At 32.6% G+C, this 26,063-nt stretch carries 28 protein-coding genes; 9 read left to right on the top strand and 19 right to left on the bottom strand.

Annotation, left to right across the window (positions count from 1 at the left end; genetic code table 11):
* Positions 1 to 149: 149 nt before the first annotated feature.
* The 3 genes from C1S72_RS05155 to C1S72_RS05150 form a co-directional block, all read right to left on the bottom strand.
* The gene (locus C1S72_RS05155) at positions 150 to 731 is read right to left on the bottom strand and encodes a YdeI/OmpD-associated family protein (protein ID WP_104734575.1); all 582 of its coding nucleotides are present in this window, start codon (positions 729 to 731) and stop codon (positions 150 to 152) included.
* A 157-nt stretch (positions 732 to 888) separates the two neighbouring features.
* Positions 889 to 1,065 (bottom strand): DUF6090 family protein, encoded by a 177-nt coding sequence (locus C1S72_RS14410; protein WP_162919882.1) that lies wholly within the window; start codon positions 1,063 to 1,065, stop codon positions 889 to 891.
* A 189-nt stretch (positions 1,066 to 1,254) separates the two neighbouring features.
* Entirely contained in the window at positions 1,255 to 2,496 is a 1,242-nt protein-coding gene (locus C1S72_RS05150) for an erythromycin esterase family protein (protein ID WP_104734574.1), read from the bottom strand.
* A 453-nt stretch (positions 2,497 to 2,949) separates the two neighbouring features.
* Here C1S72_RS05150 and C1S72_RS05145 point away from each other — a divergent pair, with 453 nt between their 5' ends.
* On the top strand, positions 2,950 to 3,369 hold the full coding sequence (locus C1S72_RS05145; RefSeq protein WP_104734573.1) for a hypothetical protein: 420 nt from the start codon (positions 2,950 to 2,952) through the stop codon (positions 3,367 to 3,369).
* Positions 3,370 to 3,474: 105 nt separating this feature from the next.
* On the opposite strand, the gene C1S72_RS05140 is transcribed toward C1S72_RS05145, so the two are convergent.
* A complete protein-coding gene (locus C1S72_RS05140) occupies positions 3,475 to 3,984 on the bottom strand; it encodes a lactoylglutathione lyase family protein (RefSeq protein ID WP_104734572.1) in 510 nt (169 codons plus the stop codon).
* Between the two features lie 167 nt (positions 3,985 to 4,151).
* Entirely contained in the window at positions 4,152 to 4,802 is a 651-nt protein-coding gene (locus tag C1S72_RS05135) for a hypothetical protein (RefSeq protein WP_162919932.1), read from the bottom strand.
* Between the two features lie 267 nt (positions 4,803 to 5,069).
* Here C1S72_RS05135 and C1S72_RS05130 point away from each other — a divergent pair, with 267 nt between their 5' ends.
* From C1S72_RS05130 to C1S72_RS05115, 4 genes are read left to right on the top strand one after another with little or no spacing between them, the layout of a single operon-like run.
* Positions 5,070 to 5,666, top strand: a complete 597-nt coding sequence (locus C1S72_RS05130; RefSeq protein ID WP_104734570.1) for a SprT-like domain-containing protein — start codon at positions 5,070 to 5,072, stop codon at positions 5,664 to 5,666.
* Positions 5,667 to 5,668: 2 nt separating this feature from the next.
* A complete protein-coding gene (locus C1S72_RS05125; RefSeq protein WP_104734569.1) occupies positions 5,669 to 6,748 on the top strand; it encodes a mannose-1-phosphate guanylyltransferase in 1,080 nt (359 codons plus the stop codon).
* A gap of 3 nt (positions 6,749 to 6,751) precedes the next feature.
* Positions 6,752 to 8,236 (top strand): DUF389 domain-containing protein, encoded by a 1,485-nt coding sequence (locus C1S72_RS05120; protein ID WP_104734568.1) that lies wholly within the window; start codon positions 6,752 to 6,754, stop codon positions 8,234 to 8,236.
* Position 8,237: 1 nt separating this feature from the next.
* The gene (locus C1S72_RS05115; RefSeq protein ID WP_104734567.1) at positions 8,238 to 8,981 is read left to right on the top strand and encodes a DUF6090 family protein; all 744 of its coding nucleotides are present in this window, start codon (positions 8,238 to 8,240) and stop codon (positions 8,979 to 8,981) included.
* 10 nt (positions 8,982 to 8,991) lie between these two features.
* On the opposite strand, the gene C1S72_RS05110 is transcribed toward C1S72_RS05115, so the two are convergent.
* Positions 8,992 to 9,759, bottom strand: a complete 768-nt coding sequence (locus tag C1S72_RS05110; RefSeq protein ID WP_104734566.1) for an ABC transporter ATP-binding protein — start codon at positions 9,757 to 9,759, stop codon at positions 8,992 to 8,994.
* Positions 9,756 to 10,496, bottom strand: coding sequence for an MlaE family ABC transporter permease (locus C1S72_RS05105; protein ID WP_104734565.1), 741 nt, complete (start codon positions 10,494 to 10,496; stop codon positions 9,756 to 9,758). Before C1S72_RS05105 ends, C1S72_RS05110 begins: the two co-directional genes overlap by 4 nt.
* 107 nt (positions 10,497 to 10,603) lie before the next feature.
* Between C1S72_RS05105 and pafA the strand changes: the two genes are divergently transcribed.
* Positions 10,604 to 12,283, top strand: a complete 1,680-nt coding sequence (pafA, locus tag C1S72_RS05100) for an alkaline phosphatase PafA (RefSeq protein ID WP_104734564.1) — start codon at positions 10,604 to 10,606, stop codon at positions 12,281 to 12,283.
* Positions 12,284 to 12,288: 5 nt separating this feature from the next.
* Here the strand turns inward: pafA and C1S72_RS05095 are convergent, their stop codons facing one another.
* The 6 genes from C1S72_RS05095 to rsfS all read right to left on the bottom strand — a co-directional run bounded on the left by C1S72_RS05095 (position 12,289) and on the right by rsfS (position 17,084).
* A complete protein-coding gene (locus tag C1S72_RS05095; protein WP_104734563.1) occupies positions 12,289 to 12,555 on the bottom strand; it encodes an acyl-CoA-binding protein in 267 nt (88 codons plus the stop codon).
* A complete protein-coding gene (locus C1S72_RS05090) occupies positions 12,552 to 13,202 on the bottom strand; it encodes a phosphatidylserine decarboxylase family protein (RefSeq protein WP_104734562.1) in 651 nt (216 codons plus the stop codon). Before C1S72_RS05090 ends, C1S72_RS05095 begins: the two co-directional genes overlap by 4 nt.
* Position 13,203: 1 nt before the next feature.
* Positions 13,204 to 14,013, bottom strand: a complete 810-nt coding sequence (locus C1S72_RS05085) for a phosphatidate cytidylyltransferase (protein ID WP_104734561.1) — start codon at positions 14,011 to 14,013, stop codon at positions 13,204 to 13,206.
* A gap of 1 nt (position 14,014) precedes the next feature.
* A complete protein-coding gene (locus C1S72_RS05080; protein WP_104734560.1) occupies positions 14,015 to 14,623 on the bottom strand; it encodes an LUD domain-containing protein in 609 nt (202 codons plus the stop codon).
* A gap of 113 nt (positions 14,624 to 14,736) precedes the next feature.
* Positions 14,737 to 16,704 (bottom strand): ATP-dependent zinc metalloprotease FtsH, encoded by a 1,968-nt coding sequence (gene ftsH, locus C1S72_RS05075; RefSeq protein WP_104734559.1) that lies wholly within the window; start codon positions 16,702 to 16,704, stop codon positions 14,737 to 14,739.
* A gap of 8 nt (positions 16,705 to 16,712) precedes the next feature.
* Positions 16,713 to 17,084, bottom strand: a complete 372-nt coding sequence (rsfS, locus tag C1S72_RS05070; RefSeq protein WP_104734558.1) for a ribosome silencing factor — start codon at positions 17,082 to 17,084, stop codon at positions 16,713 to 16,715.
* Between the two features lie 95 nt (positions 17,085 to 17,179).
* On the opposite strand from rsfS, the gene C1S72_RS05065 reads away from it, so the two are divergent.
* Entirely contained in the window at positions 17,180 to 17,911 is a 732-nt protein-coding gene (locus C1S72_RS05065; protein WP_104734557.1) for a biotin--[acetyl-CoA-carboxylase] ligase, read from the top strand.
* Here the strand turns inward: C1S72_RS05065 and C1S72_RS05060 are convergent.
* On the bottom strand, positions 17,908 to 18,303 hold the full coding sequence (locus C1S72_RS05060; protein ID WP_104734556.1) for an SRPBCC family protein: 396 nt from the start codon (positions 18,301 to 18,303) through the stop codon (positions 17,908 to 17,910). The genes C1S72_RS05065 and C1S72_RS05060 overlap by 4 nt on opposite strands.
* 29 nt (positions 18,304 to 18,332) lie before the next feature.
* A complete protein-coding gene (gene pyrE / locus C1S72_RS05055; protein WP_104734555.1) occupies positions 18,333 to 18,977 on the bottom strand; it encodes an orotate phosphoribosyltransferase in 645 nt (214 codons plus the stop codon).
* A gap of 116 nt (positions 18,978 to 19,093) precedes the next feature.
* Between pyrE and C1S72_RS05050 the strand changes: the two genes are divergently transcribed.
* Together C1S72_RS05050 and C1S72_RS05045 are read left to right on the top strand one after the other, a co-directional pair.
* Complete coding sequence (locus C1S72_RS05050) at positions 19,094 to 19,675, top strand: NUDIX hydrolase (RefSeq protein WP_104734554.1); 582 nt, start codon at positions 19,094 to 19,096, stop codon at positions 19,673 to 19,675.
* A gap of 212 nt (positions 19,676 to 19,887) precedes the next feature.
* Positions 19,888 to 22,164, top strand: coding sequence for a T9SS type A sorting domain-containing protein (locus tag C1S72_RS05045; RefSeq protein ID WP_104734553.1), 2,277 nt, complete (start codon positions 19,888 to 19,890; stop codon positions 22,162 to 22,164).
* Between the two features lie 49 nt (positions 22,165 to 22,213).
* Here C1S72_RS05045 and C1S72_RS05040 read toward each other — a convergent pair whose 3' ends face one another.
* From C1S72_RS05040 to C1S72_RS05025, 4 genes are read right to left on the bottom strand one after another with little or no spacing between them, the layout of a single operon-like run.
* Positions 22,214 to 22,612, bottom strand: a complete 399-nt coding sequence (locus C1S72_RS05040) for a response regulator (protein ID WP_162919931.1) — start codon at positions 22,610 to 22,612, stop codon at positions 22,214 to 22,216.
* A 38-nt stretch (positions 22,613 to 22,650) separates the two neighbouring features.
* Positions 22,651 to 23,346, bottom strand: coding sequence for an N-formylglutamate amidohydrolase (locus C1S72_RS05035; protein WP_104734551.1), 696 nt, complete (start codon positions 23,344 to 23,346; stop codon positions 22,651 to 22,653).
* Positions 23,343 to 24,566, bottom strand: coding sequence for a glutamate-cysteine ligase family protein (locus C1S72_RS05030; RefSeq protein ID WP_104734550.1), 1,224 nt, complete (start codon positions 24,564 to 24,566; stop codon positions 23,343 to 23,345). The genes C1S72_RS05035 and C1S72_RS05030 overlap by 4 nt, the downstream gene beginning before the upstream one ends.
* Before the next feature lies 1 nt (position 24,567).
* Positions 24,568 to 26,013 carry a RimK family protein gene (locus C1S72_RS05025; RefSeq protein ID WP_104734549.1) on the bottom strand — a complete coding sequence of 482 codons (1,446 nt, stop codon included), beginning with the start codon at positions 26,011 to 26,013 and terminating at the stop codon, positions 24,568 to 24,570.
* Positions 26,014 to 26,063: the final 50 nt, after the last annotated feature.

Here is a 26,063-nt window from a genome sequence, read left to right as displayed (position 1 = left end):
ATAATAAATTCTATATGAATAAAGTGAGAAAAAGATTTTGTAAAGTCTAACGGAGTTTTTTTTAAACAGACGAGTTCAAGTAATTACCTGCTCGCTTGCAGGACAGGTAGGTCACTGTTAGCAACTGGCTTTTCACATTGTCATTTACGCTATCTGTCATTCAATCCCATGCCGCTAAGAATTTTATCAGTACATTTTTCAATTCTCGATTCTCGAGTTTTAGATTGCTTGGCTTGCGAAAAATGTAGAAGATAGCATCTTTGCCGTCCTGGTGTCAAGTTATAGAAGGCAGTTTCCAATTCAGTATTGTTTTTAAATGCTATTTTAAGTTCTTCAGGCATTTCAAATTCTGAAGTCTTTTTCATTTTTACTTCTAATCCTGCCTTTTCCACTTCAATAGCTTCAAAAATATAGGCTTTTATAATAGGCTGTAAATCTATTATTTCATTTAAATTGGTAAACCGAATCTGTCTTGCCGCTTGAACATTTTCAGTTTGCTGAATTAAGATGTTATTAGTGTCTTTAAGCAATACCCCTTTATGAAATAGCAATGCGCAATAATTTTTAAACCCATGAATTAAAACAATATTGTTTTTATTAAAAGTATAACAAGGAACTCCCCATTTTAATGCTTCAACCAAAGTGCAATCGAGTACGATCTCTCTTAACTTTTGATACTCTGTTTTCCAAGTTGTATCTTTTTCAAAAAACCAATCAACCTTTGGATTCATAGTTTATCATTTAGTGTTGGTTATAATTAAGTGTTACAGTTTTGGCTGTATTATTATGTTAATACAAATTCTAATTGTCTATTATATGCATCGACATCGTATATTCCAATTGATTCTTGAATGAGTCCTTGACTATTTATTGTCCATTCAGTTCCTTTCATTTTGAAACTTCTAGATTTTCTGTTTTTCTTTCTTCATTCCAATTATTTATCTGTAATGCAATCAAAAATCCAAATACTACCAGAATAATTTCACCAATAGCATAAAGCAAATACTTGTCGAATTTATTTTCAGTCAGCAGTCGCTCGCGGATTTTTCTAAAGAATTTTATCATATGCTATTTCCCGAGAAAGCTGGAATCTTATTAGTTGGTTATAATGAATCAAAACATATTCCAACGCCCAATTTAGCAAATAAAACTAAATAGACATTTGCGTAATGAATGGTATATAGTAAAAATTCGTGAGTATATTCAAAAGAGGAAAGTTAGCGGCTATGAATTATTGGGTTTTTAGCTACAGTTCTAATTTTTTTCAGGCACTGATATTTCATCAATAAATAAAAGACCATCGAAATTTTTTGATAAAACTAGTTTATTGGAATTACTTAAATCAATAAATGTATCATTAACTATTATCTCATTAAATAGCCAAGAAGATTTTTCATTACCCATGCTAGAAATATCTAAAAAGTTTACTCTGTTTTGTAATAAATTAATAATGTGTTTGATGTCTAATGTGATATCAGATGCTGGTGTTAAGTTTTCTTCTTGCCCACGGTTATTGTAAAAAGTTCCTGTACCTGCAAATATTCCAAGTGTGTAAATTTCAGAATTGTACTCTTGATTAAGAAATTCTCCCATGACTTCTAATTTTTCATTAAATTTTGAAATGTGAAAATTATGTGCAATAACAATTACTTTTTGATTTTTATAAACTGTTTTTAAAAGCCAATCTATATTAGAATACATCATGTAATCTCTTGCTTCCCACCTTTTATTCCAATCTTGGTCTTGAACGAATTCTAAAAAATATTCTAAATATTTAATCCGATTTTTAAGAGTTCTTGTTACAAAATGAGTTGAATTATCAAATTTTTGACTGTCTGATTTTTCAATGATTGAAAGTTGTGACTTAAAATCATTTATTAATGTTAAAGTTGAATTTTGGACAGAATCAAAAACAGCTTTTCTATTGGTTAACTTTCGTTTTTCATTATCAAATCGTTTTTCTAAATCAGGATATTGATCCAAATTGAGTTTAAGTTTTTTTAAGGTCGATATTAATAGGTTTTCAAACGAACTGCCAGTTTTTTGAACATCAAATCCACTTATTGAAATGTTATTGAATTTAACATATTTCATTAAATCTGTAAATTCTTTTGTTCTCCAACCACTAAAAAAACCATATGTCATTTGAGTTGGAGTTAATGTATTTTTTTGTATTTCAATAGATGCTAATTCTCCTATTCCAGATTCAAAAATAATCACATTAAAGTCTAGTTTTTCATGAAGTGATTTTATCAAATCGTTTCTTGATATAAATATTTCTTTTGAACCATGATTCTGTTCTCCAAGCAAAACTATTCGCTTGTTTTTTACCTTTTCAAGTAAAGGGTTCCAATTACCATTTGTGTAGTTTGAATCTACGTCAATTGATTTTGTTTCTTTTCTCAAATAACCAGAATTGGGTAATTTCAAATCTTGAGCATTAAGAAGAAACACATTTAAAATAAGCACAATTAACAATATCTTCTTTCTTATCATTTTATGTTAGTTTACCTATAATGACAGTTGTTTTTTTTGATTGTTACAGTATAAAAAGTGTTTGCAAACGGTCTAGTATAAGATTAGTTGTATGTTTTAAGCAACTAATTTAGCAAATACAAACCAAATAAACACGAGCGAATCGAATAGATGAATCAAATGAGATTAGTCGTTTTGCTCAATCTTTATTATCTCTTTTTGAACATCAGGATAGTTATTTATCAACCCTTGACCAAAACTTGAGATGCTCATGAATAATATTGATAGTATGAAAATATAATTTGGGTTCATTTTTGTAGCATGATGCTATTGCTGTTTAATAGGATTTTTCAATATAGATTACTGATAATAAAATTGTTAAATATTTTTTTCATAACTTTTGATTCCTTTAGGCATGTAATTATTAGCTTCAAATTACAATAAAATTTATAAATGTTTTTAAATATATATCTCATGAAATTATTAAAAAAAACGCTAATAATACTGATATTTTATTTAGGGTTTTCTAACTCTGCTTTAGGGCAAGTTTTAACGGAAGATAAAAATCAATCTCCTCAAGAATTATATGATTTTCATATAAGTAAAAAGAAAACAAACTCTACAGCGGCATGGATAACTCTTGGTGGTGGAGTTGCTATGATAGTTGGTGGACTTGGAATTAATATGAGCGGAGGAATCGTAGATGGTGATTCTACAAATAACAGTAAAGGCCTTTGGTTGTCTTATTTGGGTGGTGCAACAACTTTAGTAAGTATTCCTTTATTTATTTCGGCAGGTAAGCACAAAAAAAAGGCTAAAATACAATTACAGAATGGAGCAGTAAGCTTTAATGCTGTGAATTATACAGGTGTTTCAGTATTATTATCTTTTTAGAGTTTGTTTAAATTCTTTTAAGCAAATGTAATATAACCTGTTTGTGGATGGATTGATGCCTGAAGTCAGAAGCAAGGAACTATAGCTGTTGTTGTATACGGTTTTTTATTCTTGATATGCTCCTGATGAATAAGTCAACTCGTAACTGTGAGTATAAATTTCAAATACGATTCCAAACGGGTCTTCTACATATACCATTTTATAAGGTTTCTCATTTGGATAATATTCTCTTATTGGCATTCTCTGTTTTCCACCAGCCTCAACTATTTTTTTTGTCAGGTTCTCGATATCAGGATCCTGAACACAAAAGTGAAATAACCCTGTATTAAACGGATTAAAATCAGGTGCTTCTTTAATTCCGTTAGCGAAAGTAAAGAGCTCAATTCCAATTCCGTCAGACGTTGACATATGCGCAATTTCAAATTCTTCCCAATCCTCTCCAAAAACATCAATACACATTTGTCCGATTGCAGTATCGCGTTCTTTTTTTACTATAGACGGTTTCATAATTACATACCATCCCATAATTTCTTCATAGAAGTTAACAGCTTTGTGAATATCGGGAACAGTAATTCCAATATGTGAAAATGATTTCGGATATTTAATTTCTTTCATATGATTGTTTTTTTAAATTGTATACAACGGTTTTGTGTATAATTTCGTTTCGTGTTTCAGTAACTAATTTAGCAAATACAAACCAAATAGACATGAGCGTGGCAAACTAGTGTAAGTGATTTCGTGAGTAGGCGAGGACTATCCATTAATTATACACGGTGTTGCCATTAGTTTTTTATTCCGCTTATGAATTTTTCCAATTCCGTATCGCTCATAGCGTTTTGTTCATCATCCACAATATAAAATGTCAAAACGTAATCATTAATTTCCAAGTTTAAAATCCGCAAACGAGACAATATTTCTGAATTAGTGCTTGTACTTTTATAAGCAAACCAATAATTTTCCGAAATCGAGCCATTAATTCCATTCGTAACAACTCTTTTAGCGTTTACTCTCCGATTGTTTTTCGATTCCAAAACATATTCCGCCCACATTAATTCATATTTCGTGATACTCCGAATATTTAGATTTGTATTTCCTTTCAGGTCATTAACATTAAAAAGGTAACAGGCGATAATTGGTCGATTATTTTCTTTGTCCGAAAGAGTAAAAATTGGCTCGAAAAGTTCTTTTTCAAATCCTTCTCTGTCTTTTTTACTTAATTCCAAATTTTTAGGAAATTCATAGTCGGATATAAAATTCCGAAATTCCGATTTATCCGCGACAGTAAATTTGTCCGATAGTTCAATTCCTATTCCTATTTTCTCAATTTCAATTCGATTATTAGATACCTTAACTTTAGGTTCAAAACCAATTTTCCGATTTTTAATTTCTTTCGTAAGGTTCATTTTCAAATTAATGGCAACAAGTGGATACACACTAGTGTGTTTATTATTATTGTACATACACCAAATTAGTGTGCTGTTGCATCCAAATTGGGTGCAAATGTTTTCTAGTGAGTTTATACCACTACCCAAATCTAATCATTTTATACCACTAAAACCACAGGTGGTTATGCCTAATTTTTGGTTAATATTTCCTTAAGGTCTGCGTCAGGTCTTATTCAGGTTTCCTTAAGGTCTCCTTCAGGTCAAGTCGTGAAAATTCCTACAATTTTGAGTCCTAAAAAATATTATGTTTGTGTCATGCATAAAACTCTGTTAAATCACATTCCACCAAAAGCGGTAAATCAAGTCATAAGCTTGTTAAATCATGACCAACTTACTGTAAAGGTTAAAAGCGAACGTAAAACACGACATGGCGATTATAGAAGTCTCCCAAACGGAAAACACCAAATAACCATTAATGCTAACCTAAACACCTATAGGTTTTTAATAACGCTTATTCATGAAATAGCGCACTTTGAGGCCTATAAATCCTTTGGAAAAAACATAAAACCACATGGCAAAGAGTGGAAGCACACCTTTCAACACCTTATGCTCCCGTTTTTAAATCCACAAGTGTTTCCTATGGCTCTGTTGCCTCTCTTGGCTAAACATTTTAAAAATCCCAAAGCATCTAGTGATACTGATACCGCTTTAGCTTGGGCATTAAAACAGTTTGATCAACCCAATGATAAAACCTTTGTGTTTGAAGTACCTTTGGGACAAAACTTTAAGTTATACAATGGTAAAGTGTTTAAAAAAGGTGAAAAACGTGTAAAACGCTATGAATGTGTTGAGGTTGCATCAGGAAAATTGTATCTTTTCAACCCAAATGCAGAAGTAGAATTAGTTAATTAATTATGAATAAAAACTATTATGCCATACTCATGGCAGGAGGTGTAGGATCGCGTTTTTGGCCCATAAGTACGCAGGAATTTCCCAAGCAATTTCATGACATGCTGGGAACAGGAGATACCTTGATACAAAAAACCTTTAACAGGCTTGCCAACGTTATTCCAAAAGAAAACATTTTTATACTCACTAATGCGCGTTATAACCAGTTGGTTTTAGAGCAGTTACCCGATGTTACACAACGTCAGGTAGTTCTGGAACCAGCCATGCGCAATACGGCACCTTGTATTTTGTATGCCTCACTTAAAATACAAAAAGAAAACCCAAATGCCCTAATGCTTGTAGCGCCAAGCGACCATTGGATAGAAGACGAAAAAGCCTTTGAACAAAATGTTAGAGACGCTTTCAATTTTTGCTCACAAAACAATGCTCTTATGACCTTGGGGATTCAGCCAACGTTCCCAAATACAGGTTATGGTTATATAGAATATGATAAAAACGAGCGTGCAGCCATAAAACCGGTAGCACAGTTTCGTGAAAAGCCAGACTATCAAACGGCCAAGCAATTTATAGCACAAGGTAATTTCTTGTGGAATGCTGGTATTTTTATGTGGAGTGTAAAAAGTGTGATTGAAGCCTTTATGAATAATCAACCAGAATTGTTTGAGTTGTTTAAACAGGGTATAGCTGCATATAACACAGCTATGGAGGAAGATTTCATAAAAGAGAATTATGCCAAGGCCGAAAACATATCAGTAGATTACGCCATTATGGAGGCCTCTAAAAATGTCTATGTCCTTCCAGCTACATTTGATTGGAATGATTTGGGAACATGGGGAAGTCTTTATGATAAATTGGATAAAGACGCTAATAATAATGCTGTTGTTAATGCCCAAACTCTTATTGAGGACGCAAGAGGAAATATGATACGTACACCTAAAAACAAGGTGGTGGTCATTGATGGTATTGATGATTATATAATTGTTGACAAAAAAGAAGTTTTGCTTATCTTTCCTAAAGCAAAAGAACAAGATATTAAAAAGGTACTCCAAAGCGTAAAAGATAAGTTTGGAGACAATCTAGGATAGTATATGGAAGAAAATAAATTCAATTTTTCTGATGAAGAAAAAGCGCACGCTGAAGATGGTAATGCTTCAAGAGATGCTGCAGTAGAGGAATCAAAAAAAGCTGTTAAGAAGGATGCTAAAGGGCTTTTTCAAAACATTAAAAAATTTCTGGTTGAGTTACTGGATTTTAGAGAAGATACGGATAGAGATGAGACTATTGAAGCCATAAAAAAAGATATTTCTTTTAAAGGTGCTACCGCTTGGATTTTGGTTTGTTCTATTTTTGTGGCATCCATAGGTTTAAATGCCAATTCCACGGCTGTTGTTATTGGTGCCATGTTAATTTCGCCGCTTATGGGACCTATTTTGGGTATTGGTCTTTCCGTGGCAGTTAATGATATTGATACCATGCGTAAGTCACTCATTAATCTGGCAATCATGATTGTATTGAGTTTACTCACAGCGTTTTTATTCTTTTGGTTATTCCCATTAAGTGAAGATACCTCCGAATTATTGGGTCGTGTAAAACCAGATATTCGTGATGTGCTTATTGCCTTTTTTGGTGGTTCAGCATTAATAATTGCAAAAACAAAAAAGGGGACTATTGCTTCAGTTATATTCGGTGTGGCAATCGCCACAGCCTTAATGCCACCTCTGTGTACAGCTGGTTATGGTTTGGCTAAAGCCAATTGGCCTTACTTTTTTGGTGCTATGTACCTCTTTATAATCAATACTATTTTTATAGCTCTAGCAACATTTATAGTTGTAAAAGCCTTGCGCTTCCCCATGCTTAAATATGCTAATTCCAAAAAGCGTAAGCGAATTGCCAGAATAGCCTCTTTTCTGGCCATTATTGTAATGGTACCTGCCGTGTGGACTTTTTGGAATGTACTTAAAGAGAGTAACTTTGAAACAGCTGCAAAAAGCTTTATTGATAATGAATTGAAAGCCTTGCCACAGTTTGAATATATTAAGAAGAACGCCAATTATAGTTTTAATGATGGCAATTCGTTTATTTCATTCAATACCTATGGACTTGATGAAATTCCTGAAACAACAATAAACTTGCTTAAAAATAGAAAAGCGTCCTATCCAGCCTTATTAGATACAAGAATTGTTTTTAACCAAAACCGCGTTGAGCAATTTGATAATTTAAAATATATGGAACAATTGCGTTATCGAGATTCTATTGATTTAATAAACCAAACGCAAAAAATAGCTTACCTAGAAGATAGGGAAAAGAAGTTAGCCGCATTGGAAGAAAAAATGATTCCGTTTGACCAGGTTGTAAAAGAAGTACAAATCAACTATGACGCGTTGGAAAGTTTTAGTTATGCCAATGAAATATCGTCTGATTTTAAAAAATCAGACACACTATCTGTTTTTACTGTAAAATGGGATAAATCTAAAATTAAGGAAGCCAATATTCCATCAGAAACTGATAAGTTAGGTCGTTGGTTAAAGGTGAAATTGAGTTTAGATACCTTGGCCATCAGACGAAAAAACTAAAATGGTAACGCTTTTAAGAAAAATACGTCGAAACCTTGTGTCTCAAAACCGTTTTAACAAATACATGCTTTATGCTATTGGTGAAATCATACTAGTGGTCATTGGTATTTTAATTGCTCTACAAATAAACGATTGGAACGATCAGAAAAAAAAGTCAGATTTAGAGATAAAAATATTAAAAGAGATAGATACTAACTTAAGTTTCGATCTAGAAGAAATTCGCGAGGACATTTCATTAATGGATAGTATTGAATTTGCAGCTATTGATATTGTTGATTATATAAGTAATCATGAAATACCATCTGAAAAGTTTAATTATAACGTAGCCAAAATGAAAGTCGCTCCACATTTTAATCCAAATAAAAGCGGTTATGAATTATTAAGTTCAAAAGGTGTCGAAATAGTAGTTAATGATAGTTTGCGTATAGCTATTTCAGATTTATATGAGTCTTATTATCCATATTATAATCAATATGAGAAAGAGCGAATAATGTTTAAATCAAACCTGATTCAGCCATATTTTTTAAAATATTTTAGTTGGATGAGTGATTTAGATAAATATTTTCTAACAACTTTAAATTGTACTCAAGACGATTATTTAAAATTGAAAAACAATGATTCATTCATTAAATTAATTAGAGCTATTGATTTTGAAAATAAGTTTGTTAGACTGCGCGCAAAAACTATGGAAGAAAAAATAATTAATCTGAAAAGACAAATATCCGAAGCGTTGAAAAATAATTAAAAAAAACCAGCTATTCCCTTTCTTCTATATACATCTGTCTGACTTTCTTGAATAATTCTGAAGAATAAACAAAGTTAGTGACAGCTTCATTATCTGTTTTAAAAATAGTCTTGTTGGAACCTTCCCAAGCTTTATGACCATCTTTTAAAAACACAATTTTTTGACCAATTTCCATAACCGAATTCATATCATGTGAATTGATAATGGTCGTAATATTATATTCCTCTGTTATTTCTTGTATCAGGTTGTCAATCACAATAGCGGTTTTGGGGTCCAAACCAGAATTGGGTTCGTCACAAAACAAATATTTAGGACGGTTTACTATAGCTCGCGCAATGGCAACACGTTTTTGCATACCACCTGATGCTTCACTAGGCTTTTTGTTATGAGCATCTTCTAGGTTTACACGCTTTAAAACAAAGTTTACACGATCTTGCATTTCACTTTTACTCTGCTTAGTAAACATGCGTAAGGGAAACATAACATTTTCAGCTATTGTCATACTGTCAAACAAAGCGCTTCCTTGAAAGACCATGCCCATTTCGGCACGTAAATCACGTTTTTGGTCATCAGATAAATCTGAATAAGCTTTACCATCATAGGATATGGTGCCCTTTTCTGGACTAAACAAACCTAATAAGCATTTTAAAAAGACCGTTTTACCTGAACCACTTTGTCCAATAACCAAGCTGGTCTTGCCTTTTTCAAACGATGTGGATATACCTTTTAAAATATGTGCATCTCCAAACGACTTATGTACATCTTTTACTTCTATCATGAGCTCAATAGCATTTGGGTTAATATATAATTTAAAAGAATAATCATCACACTCGTCCAAACAAAGGATGTTGTACTGGCTTTACCAACTTCCAATGCACCACCTTTCATATAGTATCCGTAATAAGATGGAATAGTAGCTAGGAGGAAGGCAAAAACAAAAGTTTTAATAAAAGCATAAGTAATGTGAAAAGGAATGAAATCCATTTGAACACCCATAATATAATCTTCCAATGTGCTAAAACCGCCATAAATACAAGCCGCCATACCGCCTAAAATACCTAAAAACATAGCAATTGAAATCACAAAAGGATATAACATCATGGCTACAAATTTGGGAAATACAAGATAATTAATAGTATTGATTCCCATAACCTCGAGGGCATCAATTTGCTCGGTAACACGCATGGTACCAATACTAGAAGTAATAAATGAACCCACTTTTCCAGCCATAATGATGGAAATAAAGGTAGGAGCAAACTCCAAAATCACCGATTGTCTGGTTGCAAAACCAACTAGATATTTTGGTATTAGAGGGTTACTGATGTTTAAGGCCGTCTGTATTGTTACTACACCACCAACAAAAAAGGAAATAAAAGCTACAATGCCCAATGACCCCATGATTAAATCATCAATATCTTTAAAAATTAATGTTTTCATAACCGACCACTTGGTAGGCTTACGAAACATTTCTTTAATCATTAAAAAATAAACGCCAATATTATGCAGGTACGTCATAGACTATTTTGTTCATGCTAAAATAAAAAACTAAAATGTATTTAACCGTAATTTTAAATAGCGATGTTTAAAAATGACTATTTTTGGCTTTTAATTGATTAGTAGAAATGAAAAAAACCTATTTGTTGTTATTTTTTGGAGCATTATTTTTTTTCTGCAAAGCGCAAAATTTAAATAATAAAGCTCAAAATGAAGAAAATGAAAATTCAAAACCAAAATTAGTTGTTGGAATTGTGGTTGATCAGATGCGTTATGATTACCTAACTCGATTTGCAAACAGATATGGTGAAGGTGGTTTTAAAAGAATGATGCGTGAAGGTTACAACTGTAAAAACAATCATTTCAATTACATACCAACCAAGACAGGCCCTGGCCATGCAACAATTTTCACTGGGACAACACCTAAATACCATGGTATTATTGGTAATAATTGGTTTGATAAAAATTTAAATACCCAGGTTAATTGTGTTCAGGATGATACAGTAGATGCGTTAGGTACTTCAAGTAATGATGGAAAAAAATCACCTGCAAGATTATTGAATACTACATTTGCTGATGAGAATAGATTATTTACGCAATTGCGTGGAAAGACTATTGGGATTTCTATTAAGCATCGTGGCGCAATATTGCCTGCTGGTCACACGGCTAATGCAGCCTATTGGCTTGATTATGATCATAACGGTAATGGTAATTGGATAAGTAGTACATTTTATATGAACACATTACCCAAATGGGTCGATGATTTTAATAAATCGGATATTACTGAATCTTATTTTAAGGTATGGAATACCTTATATGATATTACAACTTACAATGAAAGTGGCAGTGATTTAAACACATTCGAAAGACTGTTTAAAGGCAAAGAAACTGCTACATTTCCTTATGATTTAGAACTTTTAAAAACTCAAAATGGTAATTTTAAAATTATAACTGAATCACCTTTTGGAAATAGTTTAACTACAGATTTTGCAATTGAGGCCATTAAAGCTGAAGAACTCGGAAAAGATGGCATTACAGATGTTTTGACTATAAGCTATTCAAGTACCGATAAGGTCGGACATGATTTTGGACCTAATTCAGTTGAGGTTGAGGACACCTATTTACGATTGGATTTGGATTTGGAGCGTTTGTTTTTAGTACTAGATGAGCAAGTTGGGGTAGGCGAGTATACGGTTTTTTTAACTTCTGACCACGCTGCTCCTAATGTGCCTAGTTATTTGAAATCGAATAAAATACCTTCAGGGCTTTTTGATGAAAGTAGCATGCGAAAGGAGTTGAATGATTATTTGTTGCAGAAATACAATTTAGATAATGTGATTTTAAGCAGAACTAATAATCAGCTGTTTTTAGATCATGAGAAACTTGAGGCAGTCAATCTTAATTTACAAGATGTGAAAGCAGAACTAGCCAAAAAGTTATTGAGTTATAATCTTATTGATAAGGTTTATATTACTTCTGAACTCAATCATTTTGAAGGACCTGATGGCTATTTAGAAAGTTTATTAAGAAACGGTCATAATCAAAAGCGATCGGGCGATATATTGTTTGTTTACGAACCAGCCGTATTTAAGGATACTCCTTGGAATAGAACTGGAACTGATCACCATACCGGTTTAAATTATGATACTCATGTGCCACTGCTATTTTTTGGCAAGGGAATTCAAAATGGCAGTACAATAACCCGTACTGAAATTGTTGATATTGCACCCACTATTTCAGCGTTGTTGGAAATCAGTTTCCCAAATGGATCTATAGGAAAGCCTTTAGAGTTTGTGCTTGATAATTAGATAAATTACTTTCTATACAGAAAATAATTATTAACTAGATCAATGTAAGTTTGTTTGGCTTCATCTTGAGTGATGTCTTGAACCTGAAATAGTGCATTGGTTTTGAAAGCATTTATTATTGGCTTTCTACTACTTGGTCTTCCGTAGTTATTAGTGGCTTTTTTGTAATAAGCATAAAGTCTCAAAAGAAAATCTGCAGGAAATGGCTCTTTATGCGCATTAATTCTTTCAACGGCTTCGTTAAATGCAATATTTAATTCTTCGGAAGTCATTTTTCTGCTATAATACTTTCACCACCACGAACTTTTTCGTTCAATGTTACTTTGATTTTGGAGTCTAAAGGTAAAAATAAATCTACTCTTGACCCAAATTTAATAAAACCGGAATCCGCACCTTGGATGATGTTTTCACCTTCTTTAGCATAGTTCACTATCCGTTTTGCTAAAGCACCTGCAATTTGCCTGTATAATACTTTGCCAAAGCTATGGTTTTCTATGACAACAGTTGTGCGTTCATTTTCTTCACTGGCTTTAGGATGCCAAGCTACTAAATATTTTCCAGGATGATATTTACTGTATAATACTTTTCCTCCCACAGGATAACGCGTCACATGCACATTAATAGGTGACATAAAGACACTAACCTGAATACATTTATCCTGAAAATATTCTTTTTCAAAAACTTCTTCTATCACAACAACCTTTCCGTCAACAGGTGATACGACATTGTCGTCATTGATATGAATAAATCGTTTAGGGTTTCTAAAAAATTGTAATATCAATATTAAAAACACCAATAATATAACCATTATAAGTGTTTTTAGCCAATAGGCCAGATTAAAACTATCTGTAAGCAAGAATAAGCCCACTACAAAAATGAGTGTGATTAAAATGATTTTATGACCTTCTTTATGAAACATACTATATAATTTGTAGAAACAAATAAATAAATGGTGAGGCAAATATGATGCTGTCTAAACGGTCAAGTAATCCGCCATGACCTGGCATGATAATGCCACTATCTTTTACATTTGCTTGGCGTTTAAATTTAGATTCAATTAAATCTCCAAGCGTACCAAAAACACTGATAATAATAGCCAAAATAAGCCAGTGATTAAAATTCAAAGTTTTTGTAAAGGTAGCAATAAAATAACTTGCTACACAAGCAAAAAATAAACCGCCTAAAAATCCTTCAACTGTTTTTTTGGGTGATATTTTGGAGAATAGTTTTTGTTTCCCAAAGTTTTTACCAACCAAAAATGCAAAGGTATCATTGGTCCAAACTAATATGAAGGACCCAAGAAGTACCAATGGTTCAAAGGTGTGTTTGGGATTAGCTATCAGTATTAAAAACACAAAACTACTGGATAAGTAAAAGGTAGTTATAATAAAGCGTTTTGAGATAAATAAGGGTATAGTTTTTTCAGTAAACAAGTCTTTAATTAAAAAGAGTTGCACAAAAATGGTGATAACCTGTAAGATACGAGTGGCTTCGTCCAGGCCGTTGTTGGAGTTCATGAAAAACTGCCAATAACCAAACACTATATATAGTACGGTAAATATTATAAAGGGAATTATAGATTTATAACCAATAAGTTTTTTAAACTCTGCCAGACATATTAAACCAAAAACATAGAACAATATGATTAAGGCATGTTGGTTTAACAAAGAAACCATTAACAGGGAAATGTATAGTAAACCAGTAAATGAGCGTGTTAAAATCTCTTTCATTTTATAAATCTTCTAATAGAAGCAAGTATAAATTTTTGGAACTACTACCATAGGTCATGAAATCTTTTTCTTCAACCGATTTAAAATGTTTGATAGTGGTAATATTTGTAGGTATTTTTTTTCTGTTTTTTGATTTGATACCACGAAGTCCCTCGCCAATATTGGCAGTAATTTGACTGGTTGTGGCAAAGACAATAAAATTATCTGGAAATTCCTTTAGCTTTTTTTCAGCAATTTGATTTGACGAAATTAACAGTGATCCATCATCAGCAATAAGATTCTCACAAGTTGTTAAAAAATACATGGCATCAGAAACTGATTGGGTTTTAGTCATATCAATATCACTAAAACGGTCTTTAAGGTTTTTATCTAAAATAAATCCATTTTTATCCTGCCAATCATTTTCAATAAGTATGTTTTCAAAACTCTCAAAAATTTCGCTTAAATTTTCACAATAGAGAAATTTACCGCCATTAGCCTTAAAGTTTATAGTAAACCTTTCGTCTATTGGTAGCTTTACCTCTGGCATGTATTTGCCTCTATCTTCTGATTTTAATTCTTCCTCTTTGCCTTCAGATTTGGAACCAAAAATTTTTCTAAACAGACTCATGTGTTAACTGCTATTAATCTGTGTGATTTAGGTGTTTTTCAAATATAAAAAATCTTAAACGAACCATTGGGTTAATTTAAGATTTTTAGTTAATGTTAACAGAAAAAAAGATATTATTCTTCTTCGTCCTTTACAACATCGATTTGCTTTGCAATAACCTCGTTGGTTTTAAATAGACGCTCTCCGAATATTTTTTCAAGATTGTCTTTAAAAATAACTTCTTTTTCAAGCAGTACTTCTGCTAGCTGGGTTAGTTTATCTTTATTGGCTTCTAACAGATTAACAGCACGTTGATATTGTTCTTCAATAATATCTGAAATTTCTTTGTCAATAAGTTCAGCTGTTTTTTCGCTGTAGGGTTTTGTAAAACCATATTCACTTTGACCAGATGAATCATAATAGGTAAGGTTTCCAACCTTATTACTCAATCCATAGATAGTTACCATAGCTCGTGCTTGTTTAGTCACTTTTTCCAAGTCACTTAAAGCTCCTGTTGAAATTTTATTGAATATCACTTTTTCAGCAGCACGACCACCTAAAGCAGCACACATTTCATCTAGCATTTGTTCTGGTCTTACAATAAGACGCTCTTCTGGCAAGTACCAAGCAGCACCAAGGGATCTTCCTCTTGGTACAATAGTTACTTTTACAAGTGGAGCAGCGTGCTCAAGCATCCAGCTAACGGTTGCATGACCAGCTTCATGATAAGCAACAGCCTTTTTCTCGTCAGGAGTAATTATCTTATTCTTCTTTTCAAGTCCACCAACAATTCTATCAACAGCATCTAAAAAATCTTGCTTATCAACTTCCTTTTTGCCTTGTCTAGCAGCAATCAAAGCAGCTTCATTACAAACATTTGCAATGTCGGCACCAGAAAACCCAGGTGTTTGTTTAGATAGAAAATCAATATCTAAATTTTTAGATTTTTTAAGAGGTCTCAAGTGAACTTCAAAAATTTCTTTACGCTCTCTTACATCTGGAAGGTCAACAAAAATTTGTCTGTCAAAACGACCAGCACGCATCAAGGCTTTATCTAGAATGTCAGCTCGGTTAGTTGCCGCCAATACAATGACGTTAGTATTGGTTCCAAAACCATCCATTTCAGTTAGAAGTTGATTGAGCGTGTTTTCACGTTCATCATTACTACCTGACATAGCATTTTTTCCTCTGGCACGACCAATGGCATCAATCTCGTCAATAAATATAATAGCTGGTGATTTTTCTTTAGCTTGTTTAAATAAGTCACGTACTCGGGACGCTCCAACACCAACAAACATTTCAACAAAATCAGAACCAGATAATGAAAAGAAAGGTACTTTGGCTTCACCTGCAACGGCTTTAGCTAAAAGTGTTTTACCTGTACCTGGAGGGCCTACTAGTAGGGCTCCTTTTGGTATCTTACCTCCTAATGAGGTGTATTTTTCAGGATTCTTTAAAAAGTCAACAATTTCTTGAACCTCTTCTTTTGCACCTTCCAAACCTGCAACATCTTTAAAAGAGGTTTTAACTTCGGTGTTTTGATCAAATAGTTTGGCTTTTGATTTTCCAATATTAAAAATCTGTCCACCAGCGCCACCACCACCACCACCAGACATGCGTCTCATGATAAAAATCCAAACACCAATTAGTAAAATAAATGGAAGCAAACCAATTAAAAAGTCACCCCAAAGATTTTGTTCTGTTTTGTATTCTATTTTAGGTTTGGGATCTAAATTTTCCGAATTTACTATTTGAGCCATATCATCTTCAAAATTCTGAAGATCACCAAATTCAAACTTGTAATTTGGTAATTGGCTTGCAGTTGGTAAAAATGTAGTTGGTTTAGATTTTTTGTGTATATCCTTTTGTTCAGCTTCCTTTGTTAAGTAAACTTTAGCTTCGCGTCTATTTACGATTTCAACTTTCTCAATATCACCATCTCTTAAATAACTCATAAATTGAGAAGGTGTGGTAGGATTGGTTTCATTAAAGCTACTACCACCTAGAATATTTACAACTAAAAAGATAGCTATGATTCCAGCATAAATCCAATAGGGACTGAATTTAGGTTTCTTATTATTTGATTTCTTATTATCTGTCATTAATTTCTTTAATAGTTTGTTTCAATTACAGTTGTCTTGGCATCGCCCCAAAGGCTTTCAATGTCGTAGTATTCACGAATATGTTTTTGAAAAACGTGAACAACAATGTTGACATAATCCATGAGTACCCATTCGGCATTATCTTCTCCTTCAATATGCCAAGGCTTATCCTTTAACTCTTTGCTTACTTTTTTTTGTATGGAATTAACAATGGCATTTACTTGGGTGTTGGACGTACCTTCACAAATAATGAAGTAGTCACAAACTGTATTCTCAATTTCCCGTAAATCTAGAATGTTTATTTCCTTTCCTTTTACATCTTCAATTCCGCCTAATATAGAAGTTATTAATTGGTCTGCATTAGAATGTTTTTTCGCCATTAACTTGATTTAATTTGTGCAAAGTTATTATTTTTTAGTTCTTTATAGTGTAAAAAAATCATAAGATTTTAGCCTCTTAAAATTACGCCACCAGAATGCATATAATCAAACTTGATGCCATTGATTCCACCAATTCATATTTACGGCAATTGAGTAGTACAAAACCGTTGAAGGATTATACCATTGTAATGAGTGATTATCAAACAAAAGGTAGGGGACAAGTTGGGACTAATTGGGAATCAGAATCAGGTAAAAACCTTATGGTTAGTATGTTTAAAGATGTTTCTTTTCTTGAATTAAAATCTCATTTTTATATCAGTATGGTTGTTTCTCTAGCCATAATTAAGACTCTTCAGCAATTTTCAATTACAAAATTAAGTATAAAATGGCCGAACGACATTTTGTCAGAAGATAAGAAGTTGTGCGGTGTTCTTATCGAAAATGTAGTCAAACAAGATCTATTAAGAGCCACAATAATTGGAATTGGATTAAATGTTAATCAAACACAATTTGATAATTTACCCAGAGCATCATCTTTAAAGTTGTTAAGTGGACAGCATTATGATATCAATGAGGTGCTATTTGGACTTATTACAAATATCAAGCATTATTTTAAAATTCTTAAAGCCAAAGCTTTCGATAAATTGAAAACTGAATATGAGTCTCATTTATTCAGAAAAGATAAACCCTCAACTTTTAGTGATACTGAAGGAAATCTCTTTTCAGGCTACATTAAGCAGGTGACAGATTCAGGATGCTTGCAATTGTTGTTAGAAGATAATGTTTTAGCAGAATTTAATCTAAAGGAAATTACACTCCTTTATTAAATAGAGCTAGGTATATTGGTTGAAAGGGTTTCAATAAATTTTGTAATAGGTCCCTTTATCATCATGGCCATCATGGGATTAAAATCACCATTAAATACCAATTGAACCTCACTTTTATCTGAATCTATTTCAGTAATGTTACCTACCAACGAAAAATCAATTTTTCCACCTGCAGCTCCAAGTACAATTTTATTTGGAGATGTAGCTTCTTTTTTCTTTAAGATAATTTCAGGCATACCTTTCAAAGCAAAAAGAAATTTATCCTCATCTAAAACTTCAAATTTACTAATGTTTTCAGGCATGAGTTTTTCAAAGTTCTTAACATCGGAGAGAAAATTGAATACCTCTTGTGGTGATTTATTTACGATTGTTTTTGGAGATTCTAAATTCATGGTTTTTTTATTTTTCTGTAAAGAAGATATCAATTAGCATTCCATTCTGAAGGATTGGCGTTCCAAGATGTTAAAATGTCTTGCTCTTTGCTGGAAATATAATTTGTATGAAGTGCTTGCTCTAAAAGTGATTCATAATCACTCAAAGTTAGAAGGTGCACATTTTCTTTTTCAAAGTTATCCTTTGCAACTTGAAAATCATACGAAAAAATAGCAACCATACCTTTAACGACACCTTTATTGGCTTTTATGGCCTTAACGGCATTCAAACTACTTTTTCCGGTACTTATCAAATCTTCAACAACCACTACATTTTGACCGCTTTCCAGATGTCCTTCTATTTGGTTTTTACGACCATGACTTTTGGCTTCAGGTCTAACATAAATAAAGGGTAAACCTAAATACTCAGCAACCAACATGCCTATACCAATAGCACCTGTTGCAACGCCTGCAATTACATCTGGTCGTCCATATTGTTTTTCAATTTGTTTGGCCATAGTTTCACGTATGTAATTACGTATATGTGGGTAAGATAATACTATACGATTATCACAATATATAGGGGATTTCCAACCTGAAGCCCATGTAAAAGGATCTTTTGGTTGAAGTTTAATTGCATTAATTTGAAGTAAAACTTCTGCGGTTTTTCTGGCGGTATGTTTATTGAAAATCATAGTCGCAAAATTACACTTTTTTAGTTAATGTAAGTTTTTAAAATTATTTTTTTAATTCTAGTGTGATCATATAAATTTTGATATTTTTACATGACACTAATACAACTATTGTTCATATGTACAAAGTTTTTGTTAATGATAAACCTATTATCTTAACGACAGAAGTTGAAAAAGAATCTGGTTTTAAAAACTATCTGCTAAAATCAGTAAATATTAGTAAAGTTATCAAAGAGTTAAACCGTTCTTCAATAAAAGAAGTAAGACTTATTCATGATGACAAAGATAAACTCCTTAAAAAATTTTTAAAAAAGCTTCCTAATGTTGTAGCAGGTGGAGGTAAGGTTTATAATAATAATGAAGAAATCCTTTTTATTTTCCGAAATGGGAAATGGGATCTTCCTAAAGGTAAAGTTGATGGTAAAGAAACTATTGAGGAGGCTGCTATTCGGGAGGTTGAAGAGGAAACTAAAGTACGTGATTTAAAAATTGTAAAACCATTAGAAACTACCTATCATATTTTCAAACGTAATGGAAAATATAAAATTAAGATTACGCATTGGTTTGAGATGACTACAACTTACACTGGCAAATTAGAGCCTGAAGAAAACGAAGGTATTACCGAAGTAGCTTGGTTGAATCAATCGGAAATTACCAAAGCGCTTAAAAACAGCTATGCCAATATCAAATCTTTGATATAATCCCTTCCATATCCCTATCACTGAAGGGATTTTTTTTTGCTGATAGCTATAAATTGATAATCTGAATTTTATTTAATTACATATGTTGTTGAAAATCAAATGCATACATATTTTTTTTATTATTTTGTACAATAAAAAAAATAAAAAGTTAGACAAATAATATATTTTTGTCTATATTTGTACAGTAAACATTAGACAAAAATATTTAAAAGATGAAACAAAACATTACCTTTCGGATCCCCAAAACTACCATGCTACTTTTGTTTCTATTTTTATTTTCATTTCAATTCCATGCGCAACAATCTATTTCTTCATTGAATAGAGATTGTGGAACAATTGAAAGTGTTCAATTCACAAATGGTTCTCAATCCATAAGTATAGAAGATGGAAACGTGTACGATTTAAGTGAATTACCTGCGAACTTCTATTTGAAATTAGATGTTCAAGGTAATTCAGAAAGCGCTCGAATTTCTGCTGAAAATTTAGAAACGAATGAACGAATCGCAATTATTGACAACTCTGAAGAATATACATTCCCAAATGATGACACATCATGGAGTTTAGGAACTGGAACGTTCAAAGTAATGACTGCTATTCATGCCGGAGATAGAGGAAGGGGTAGAAACTGTGACCGTGCTATGTTTACAATTACTATTACTAATAATTGTTTTGCAAACGCAGGTACATTAACAGCCGATATGGATTCCGTAGCGTTAGTAAATGGTATGGCTACGTTATCAGCGACACCAGATGGCAACTCAAATGTACCAGCAGAATACAACACAGTTTATGTCTTAACACAAGGATCAGGATTAGTGATTGTTAATGCAGGTGGTGAGCCAAGCTTTGAAGTAAGTGAGTCAGGAGATTACACCATTCACACATTGGTATACAATCCAGAGACATTAGATTTAGGTGTTGTAGAGCCAGGAGTAACTACAGGAGTAGATGTATTGAACTTGATTAATGACAATGGTATTTGTGCATCATTAGATGTGCCAGGTGCTCCAATTTCCGTAATGGAATGCATGGCAGACGCAGGTACATTAACAGCCGATATGGATTCAGTAGAGTTAGTAAATGGTATGGCTACGTTATCAGCCACACCAGATGGTAACTCAAATGTTCCAGCTGGATACAACACAGTTTATGTATTAACACAAGGATCAGGATTAGTGATTGTTAATGCAGGTGGTGAGCCAAGCTTTGAAGTAAGTGAGTCAGGAAATTACACTATTCACACATTGGTATACAATCCAGAGACATTAGATTTAGGTGTTGTAGAGCCAGGAGTAACTACAGGAGTAGATGTATTGAACTTAATTAATGACAATGGTATTTGTGCATCATTAGATGTACCAGGTGCTCCAATTTCAGTAATGGAATGCATGGCAGATGCAGGTACATTAACAGCCGATATGGATTCAGTAGAGTTAGTAAATGGTATGGCTACGTTATCAGCGACACCAGATGGCAACTCAAATGTACCAGTTGGATACAACACAGTTTATGTCTTAACACAAGGATCAGGATTAGTGATAGTAAATGCAGGTGGTGAGCCAAGCTTTGAAGTAAGTGAGTCAGGAGATTACACCATTCACACATTGGTATACAATCCAGAGACATTAGATTTAGGTGTTGTAGAGCCAGGAGTAACTACAGGAGTAGATGTATTGAACTTGATAAATGACAATGGTATTTGTGCATCATTAGATGTACCAGGTGCTCCAGTGCATGTTAAGGATAATGTATGTGTTGCTTATTCTGGAACTATGTATTCTATGAACCCTGTGAATTGCTTGAATGATGGTGCTGCTACTTTGATAGCATCTCAAGATGAAGCGGCAATTATTCCAGACGGCTTCCAACAATTATTTGTTTTAACGGAGGCTTTTTCTTTAACTATATTAAATGTTTCAACTTCCCCAGAATTTACCGTTAATAATAGAGGCTTTTATAGAATTCACAGTTTAGTGTATGATCCAAGTACGCTTGATTTAAGTGTGGTTGAAATTGGCGTAACTACAGGTTTTGACGTTGTGAATTTAGTAACAGAAAATGAAATTTGTGCATCACTAGATGTTGCTGGAGCTATAAATTTAGTTTTAGCCTACGATTGGATTTGTGATTTTATAGAATACTATTTCCATAAAAATGGAAATGATAATTCCAATTTAGCATCATATGTAAATAATCATGATAGTTATAAATCATTTGAAAAGGATTTTATTGATACTCATTCTGAAATTAGAATGTTTCCTAATCCCGTGGTCAATGATTTAAATGTGAATATCCGATTGTTTGATGACGAAATAATGAGTTTTAAAATACTTGATATGACTGGAAGACAAGTTTTATCGGGCAATGGAATGACATTTGACACGGGTTCAAAGAGTATTAATACAAGCGCCTTAAAGAATGGTATGTATATACTTAATTTTGAATCTGATTACAGAACAATTTCAAAGAAAGTTTTGATTAATAGATAATGAAAAAGAAAAATTATGACTTTCTTAAGCCCCTTAATTGGGGCTTTTTTTATGGAAAAAATTCAGATAATTTTAAGAGTAATTGTTCGGGTTTATAGGGTTTTGGTATAACGGCATCCATACCTGAATTTATACATTTATCCAGTTCGGACTTTACAATATTGGCCGTCATAGCTAAAATAGGTATTGATTGAATTGAATTTTTATTTAGTTCCAATTTACGGATTTCAATAGTAGCTTCAATACCGTTTAAAACAGGCATGTGCAAATCCATTAGTATAATGTCATATGTATTTGATTTGAAATATTCCAATGCTTCTTTTCTATTTTTTGCTTTTGTCAAGGTAAATTTCTTGATGAAATAATTCAAATCATCTTCAATCACCATGGTATTGAACTCATCACCTTCGGCCAATAAAATCTGTTTAGAATAACAATTTCTAATCAACCAACTATTTTTTAGTTAAGAAAAGGGCACCTCAATTTTTAGGGGTGTTCTTTGTTTATTGTTAAATATAAGGCAGAGAACAAATCACGTTTTATTCGTGAGGACATCATGTTTGCTTTAGCGAATTTTTGGTTAATCTCAAGCTCAATTCCCAAGTAATTGCTAGGGAATTGTCTTCTTAAATACGTAGTGAAACCATCTGCTTTTCCTAAATATGGATAATTAAATCTAATATTATAATTAGGATTGCTCTTTAATATACTTAGTTTTAAATTCTTGCTCCATTGTTTTTCTGACGAAAGTCTTGAATCATATAATAAGCCAATATCACAATTTCTTAAGTTATTATTTAAAATAGGCGTAAAAGAGTGTATTGAAATATGTAGAACATGTTCATTAGCGTTAATATAGTTTCTAATTTGATTCTCAACGTTGTTTCTGTAGACTAAATAATAACTGTTAATGAGCTTTTCTTTGTCTGCTTTTGAAAGATTTTTTGAAAAGTCAGAAAATAACGCGTTATGATGTAGCGACCTATTTAGTTCAATGAGTAATCTACTTATCTCGCTGTAAAGCGAAAAATCGGATAATGGTTTTAAAGAGTGAAATAAATCTAAACTTCCAATATCCAGACCTCTGTGTGAGTTTAATACCGATTGATGTTTTTTAAAATATTCAAAAAATTCTATTGGAATCGAGTTTCCACCATGTTCACAAGTTAAAATAAGTTTCACGGTTTGAAAAGCTTATTTTCCTGAAGGCATTCAGCAAGTTTTGCATAGGTGTGTTTTATATACTGTTCAGTATGGTTATTTTCCATTGCATTTAAAATGCGAGTCGCCAATGTCCCTTCATTTAAAATGAATTCCAAGGTGTCATGATGGGATTTGTGAATGTTTTGTTTAGCCAGAGCAAACAAGTGTTTCCATAGGTTTTGTACCGATACAGGGTTTTCTAATTTGAATAAACGCAAGTAATCAATATTGTCTATAACAAAACTTTCGGCATCCTTAATTATCGGGTTTAAAATGTCAAATAGTTCTTGCTTTAGCCATTTTTTTTGTTGCTGTAAAGAACCTAATTGTTTATCTACAAGTAGTTTGATGACTTCTATGATTAAAACACAAATCGCAATATCGGCCTTTGGGCATTCCTGAATATCTACTAGACGTATTTCAACAGCGTTTCTATCAAAACGTGCAATGGCGCCACGAGAATTTAAAAAGTGATGATCCAGTATTTTTTTGGTATCATGAGGTCTAATAGCACTTTTTATAGGTTCAAAAATGGTTGCATAATAATCTACCTTCGTAAAAACGCGCTCTGGAATTACCAAACCCGTTAATTCTGGAATTTCTTTCTGATTGGTTTTATAGTATTCTAAACGCGTGTCTTTAAAGCCAGTTTTTTTGCCTTCCAAAATAGGCGAACTCGCACATAAACCCGGAATTAATGGTAAAATAATTCTAATAGCAGCATGTAATTTTTCAAATTCCTTGTCATCATAAAAAGGTAAGTTGATGTGCGTACTTTGAACATTACTCCAACCATGTCCCTTACAATTAAAAATACGGTTGTATAGTTCGTAAACTTCACTATAGCTATGCTTCCACAGCTCTGTCTCCTGTAACGGATTTAGTAAAGGATGCGCAGCAGTAGGTAATAATTGTGAGTTTAAGGGCTTTAAAAGCGTATTTATTTCTAAAATATTTTGATGAAATAAATCAGATAAATTATTAAGATCTGGTGTTGGTCCATTGGTTTTTAACTCTACAACATGTGCCACCAATTCGTTACTCCAAGCAATCGCGCCATTTTCTATATCTGAGGTTAATGTGCCATTTTTTTTAGTAAGTAGTTTATCAACAATTGGAGCGGGTTTCAAGTTATTATAAACCAACATATACTCAAGTTCAATACCGTAAACTTCAAATAAATGATATTTCTTGCCCATCTTAATCTAATCGGTTTTTAAATGCTAAGAGAATTTCAGTATAAACAGCATCACCATAATGTAAATCTTCTACGCCAAAATCTATATTCGGATTATCATTTATCTCAATGACCATAGGTTTGTTGTTTACTACCTTAATATCGATACCATAAAGACCTTTACCCATGAGTCTTGCAGACTTTAACGCCATATTTAGTACTTTTTTTGGCACTTTTTCAATTGGTAAGCATTCCGCATTGCCATCTTGATCATCTTTTTTCTTGGCATTCCAATTGTAAATTTGCCAATGTCCTTTTGCCATATAATATTTACAGGCATAGAAGGGTTTGTCATCAATAATGCCAATACGCCAATCATAATCTGATGGGCAAAATTCTTGCGCAATAATTAAATCGGATTCCTTGAGCATTTCTGATACCAAGGTCTGAAAGTCCTCTTCAGTTTTAGCTTTTTTTACCCCGAAAGAAAACGTGGAATCTGGAGCTTTGAGTACACAGGGTAATCCAACCATATCTAAAGTTTGATTTCTGTTGTCCTTGTGAACAATAATTGTTTTTGGAGTATCTATATTGGCATTTTTCAACGCTTCTGCCATATATACTTTATTACAACATTTTAAAATAGCGTCAGGATAATCAACGAGAGCTATCCCTTCTTGCTGGGCTTTTCGGGCAAAGGCATAAGCTTCGTTATTCACTTCAGTACTTTGACGTATAAACAAAGCATCAAAAGAGGATAATCGTGAGAGGTCTTTGGGTTCAATGATTTCTGCATAAATATTCATCCTTTCTGCAAGATCAATAAATTTTTTTAGGGCTTTTTGATTACTAGGCGGAGCAAGATCATTAGGGTTTACCAAAATGGCTAAATCGAAATCTGAAGTAACAAGTTTAGGGGTATCATAGCGTTTTTTTGAAAAATACTGATTCGCAAAAATATGTACACTTTCAAAATGCTCTGCTGGTATTTCGGATTCTGAAATGGCTCTAATGTTTTGAACATGCCATTTTGTAGTATGATTAAATTTTACTCTTAAAAACGGAACTTGAAAATGTTTGTAAAATAGAGCGCTTAATTCCTTGTATTTTTGAGCAACATTCTGGCCAAAATAAATACTTAACGTGAATTCCTGTGATTTAATGTTTTTTAGACTTTGTTGAATAACATCATCAAATTCATCAGATACAATACGAACAAGTTTTAAGGTTTTTAGATCCACAATGTTTTTTACAGTTGGAATTGGCATATGTCCACGAGCTTCAGCCAAAAGCGATACATAATAACCTTTTGATTGATAGGAATAGTCTTTACACAAATTAAAAATTCGTGCTTTTTTTAACAGCGAGTACTTTGGATTTGTAAGATAATCTTGCGAAGATATTACGGTAATGTTCTCAATCGAAAAATGCCATTTTTCAGGTTGATTAACAACAATATATTTATTCATTAAATGCGCAAAAATGCGATATAAAATTTTTGCAATATTAAGTTATTTTT

Origin of the sequence: Hanstruepera ponticola (genome assembly GCF_002940745.1) — a bacterium.
Taxonomy (GTDB): domain Bacteria; phylum Bacteroidota; class Bacteroidia; order Flavobacteriales; family Flavobacteriaceae; genus Hanstruepera; species Hanstruepera ponticola.
Note: the sequence above shows the minus strand (reverse complement) of the source record. Positions and strands in the feature narration are given on the sequence as shown.

Bases quoted from the DNA above. Each gene is read 5' to 3' on its own strand.
- C1S72_RS05145 (WP_104734573.1), top strand. From the start codon at position 2,950: ATGAAATTATTAAAAAAAACGCTAATAATACTGATATTTTATTTAGGG.
- rsfS (WP_104734558.1), bottom strand. From the start codon at position 17,084: ATGGCGAAAAAACATTCTAATGCAGACCAATTAATAACTTCTATATTA.
- C1S72_RS05130 (WP_104734570.1), top strand. From the start codon at position 5,070: ATGCATAAAACTCTGTTAAATCACATTCCACCAAAAGCGGTAAATCAA.
- C1S72_RS05120 (WP_104734568.1), top strand. From the start codon at position 6,752: ATGGAAGAAAATAAATTCAATTTTTCTGATGAAGAAAAAGCGCACGCT.
- C1S72_RS05065 (WP_104734557.1), top strand. From the start codon at position 17,180: ATGCATATAATCAAACTTGATGCCATTGATTCCACCAATTCATATTTA.
- C1S72_RS05090 (WP_104734562.1), bottom strand. From the start codon at position 13,202: ATGTTTCATAAAGAAGGTCATAAAATCATTTTAATCACACTCATTTTT.
- ftsH (WP_104734559.1), bottom strand. From the start codon at position 16,704: ATGACAGATAATAAGAAATCAAATAATAAGAAACCTAAATTCAGTCCC.
- C1S72_RS05110 (WP_104734566.1), bottom strand. From the start codon at position 9,759: ATGATAGAAGTAAAAGATGTACATAAGTCGTTTGGAGATGCACATATT.
- C1S72_RS05085 (WP_104734561.1), bottom strand. From the start codon at position 14,013: ATGAAAGAGATTTTAACACGCTCATTTACTGGTTTACTATACATTTCC.
- C1S72_RS05095 (WP_104734563.1), bottom strand. From the start codon at position 12,555: ATGACTTCCGAAGAATTAAATATTGCATTTAACGAAGCCGTTGAAAGA.
- C1S72_RS05105 (WP_104734565.1), bottom strand. From the start codon at position 10,496: ATGACGTACCTGCATAATATTGGCGTTTATTTTTTAATGATTAAAGAA.
- C1S72_RS14410 (WP_162919882.1), bottom strand. From the start codon at position 1,065: ATGATAAAATTCTTTAGAAAAATCCGCGAGCGACTGCTGACTGAAAAT.
- pafA (WP_104734564.1), top strand. From the start codon at position 10,604: ATGAAAAAAACCTATTTGTTGTTATTTTTTGGAGCATTATTTTTTTTC.
- C1S72_RS05125 (WP_104734569.1), top strand. From the start codon at position 5,669: ATGAATAAAAACTATTATGCCATACTCATGGCAGGAGGTGTAGGATCG.
- C1S72_RS05050 (WP_104734554.1), top strand. From the start codon at position 19,094: ATGTACAAAGTTTTTGTTAATGATAAACCTATTATCTTAACGACAGAA.
- C1S72_RS05115 (WP_104734567.1), top strand. From the start codon at position 8,238: ATGGTAACGCTTTTAAGAAAAATACGTCGAAACCTTGTGTCTCAAAAC.
- C1S72_RS05045 (WP_104734553.1), top strand. From the start codon at position 19,888: ATGAAACAAAACATTACCTTTCGGATCCCCAAAACTACCATGCTACTT.
- C1S72_RS05150 (WP_104734574.1), bottom strand. From the start codon at position 2,496: ATGATAAGAAAGAAGATATTGTTAATTGTGCTTATTTTAAATGTGTTT.
- C1S72_RS05080 (WP_104734560.1), bottom strand. From the start codon at position 14,623: ATGAGTCTGTTTAGAAAAATTTTTGGTTCCAAATCTGAAGGCAAAGAG.
- C1S72_RS05025 (WP_104734549.1), bottom strand. From the start codon at position 26,013: ATGAATAAATATATTGTTGTTAATCAACCTGAAAAATGGCATTTTTCG.
- C1S72_RS05155 (WP_104734575.1), bottom strand. From the start codon at position 731: ATGAATCCAAAGGTTGATTGGTTTTTTGAAAAAGATACAACTTGGAAA.
- C1S72_RS05030 (WP_104734550.1), bottom strand. From the start codon at position 24,566: ATGGGCAAGAAATATCATTTATTTGAAGTTTACGGTATTGAACTTGAG.
- C1S72_RS05140 (WP_104734572.1), bottom strand. From the start codon at position 3,984: ATGAAAGAAATTAAATATCCGAAATCATTTTCACATATTGGAATTACT.
- C1S72_RS05060 (WP_104734556.1), bottom strand. From the start codon at position 18,303: ATGAATTTAGAATCTCCAAAAACAATCGTAAATAAATCACCACAAGAG.
- pyrE (WP_104734555.1), bottom strand. From the start codon at position 18,977: ATGATTTTCAATAAACATACCGCCAGAAAAACCGCAGAAGTTTTACTT.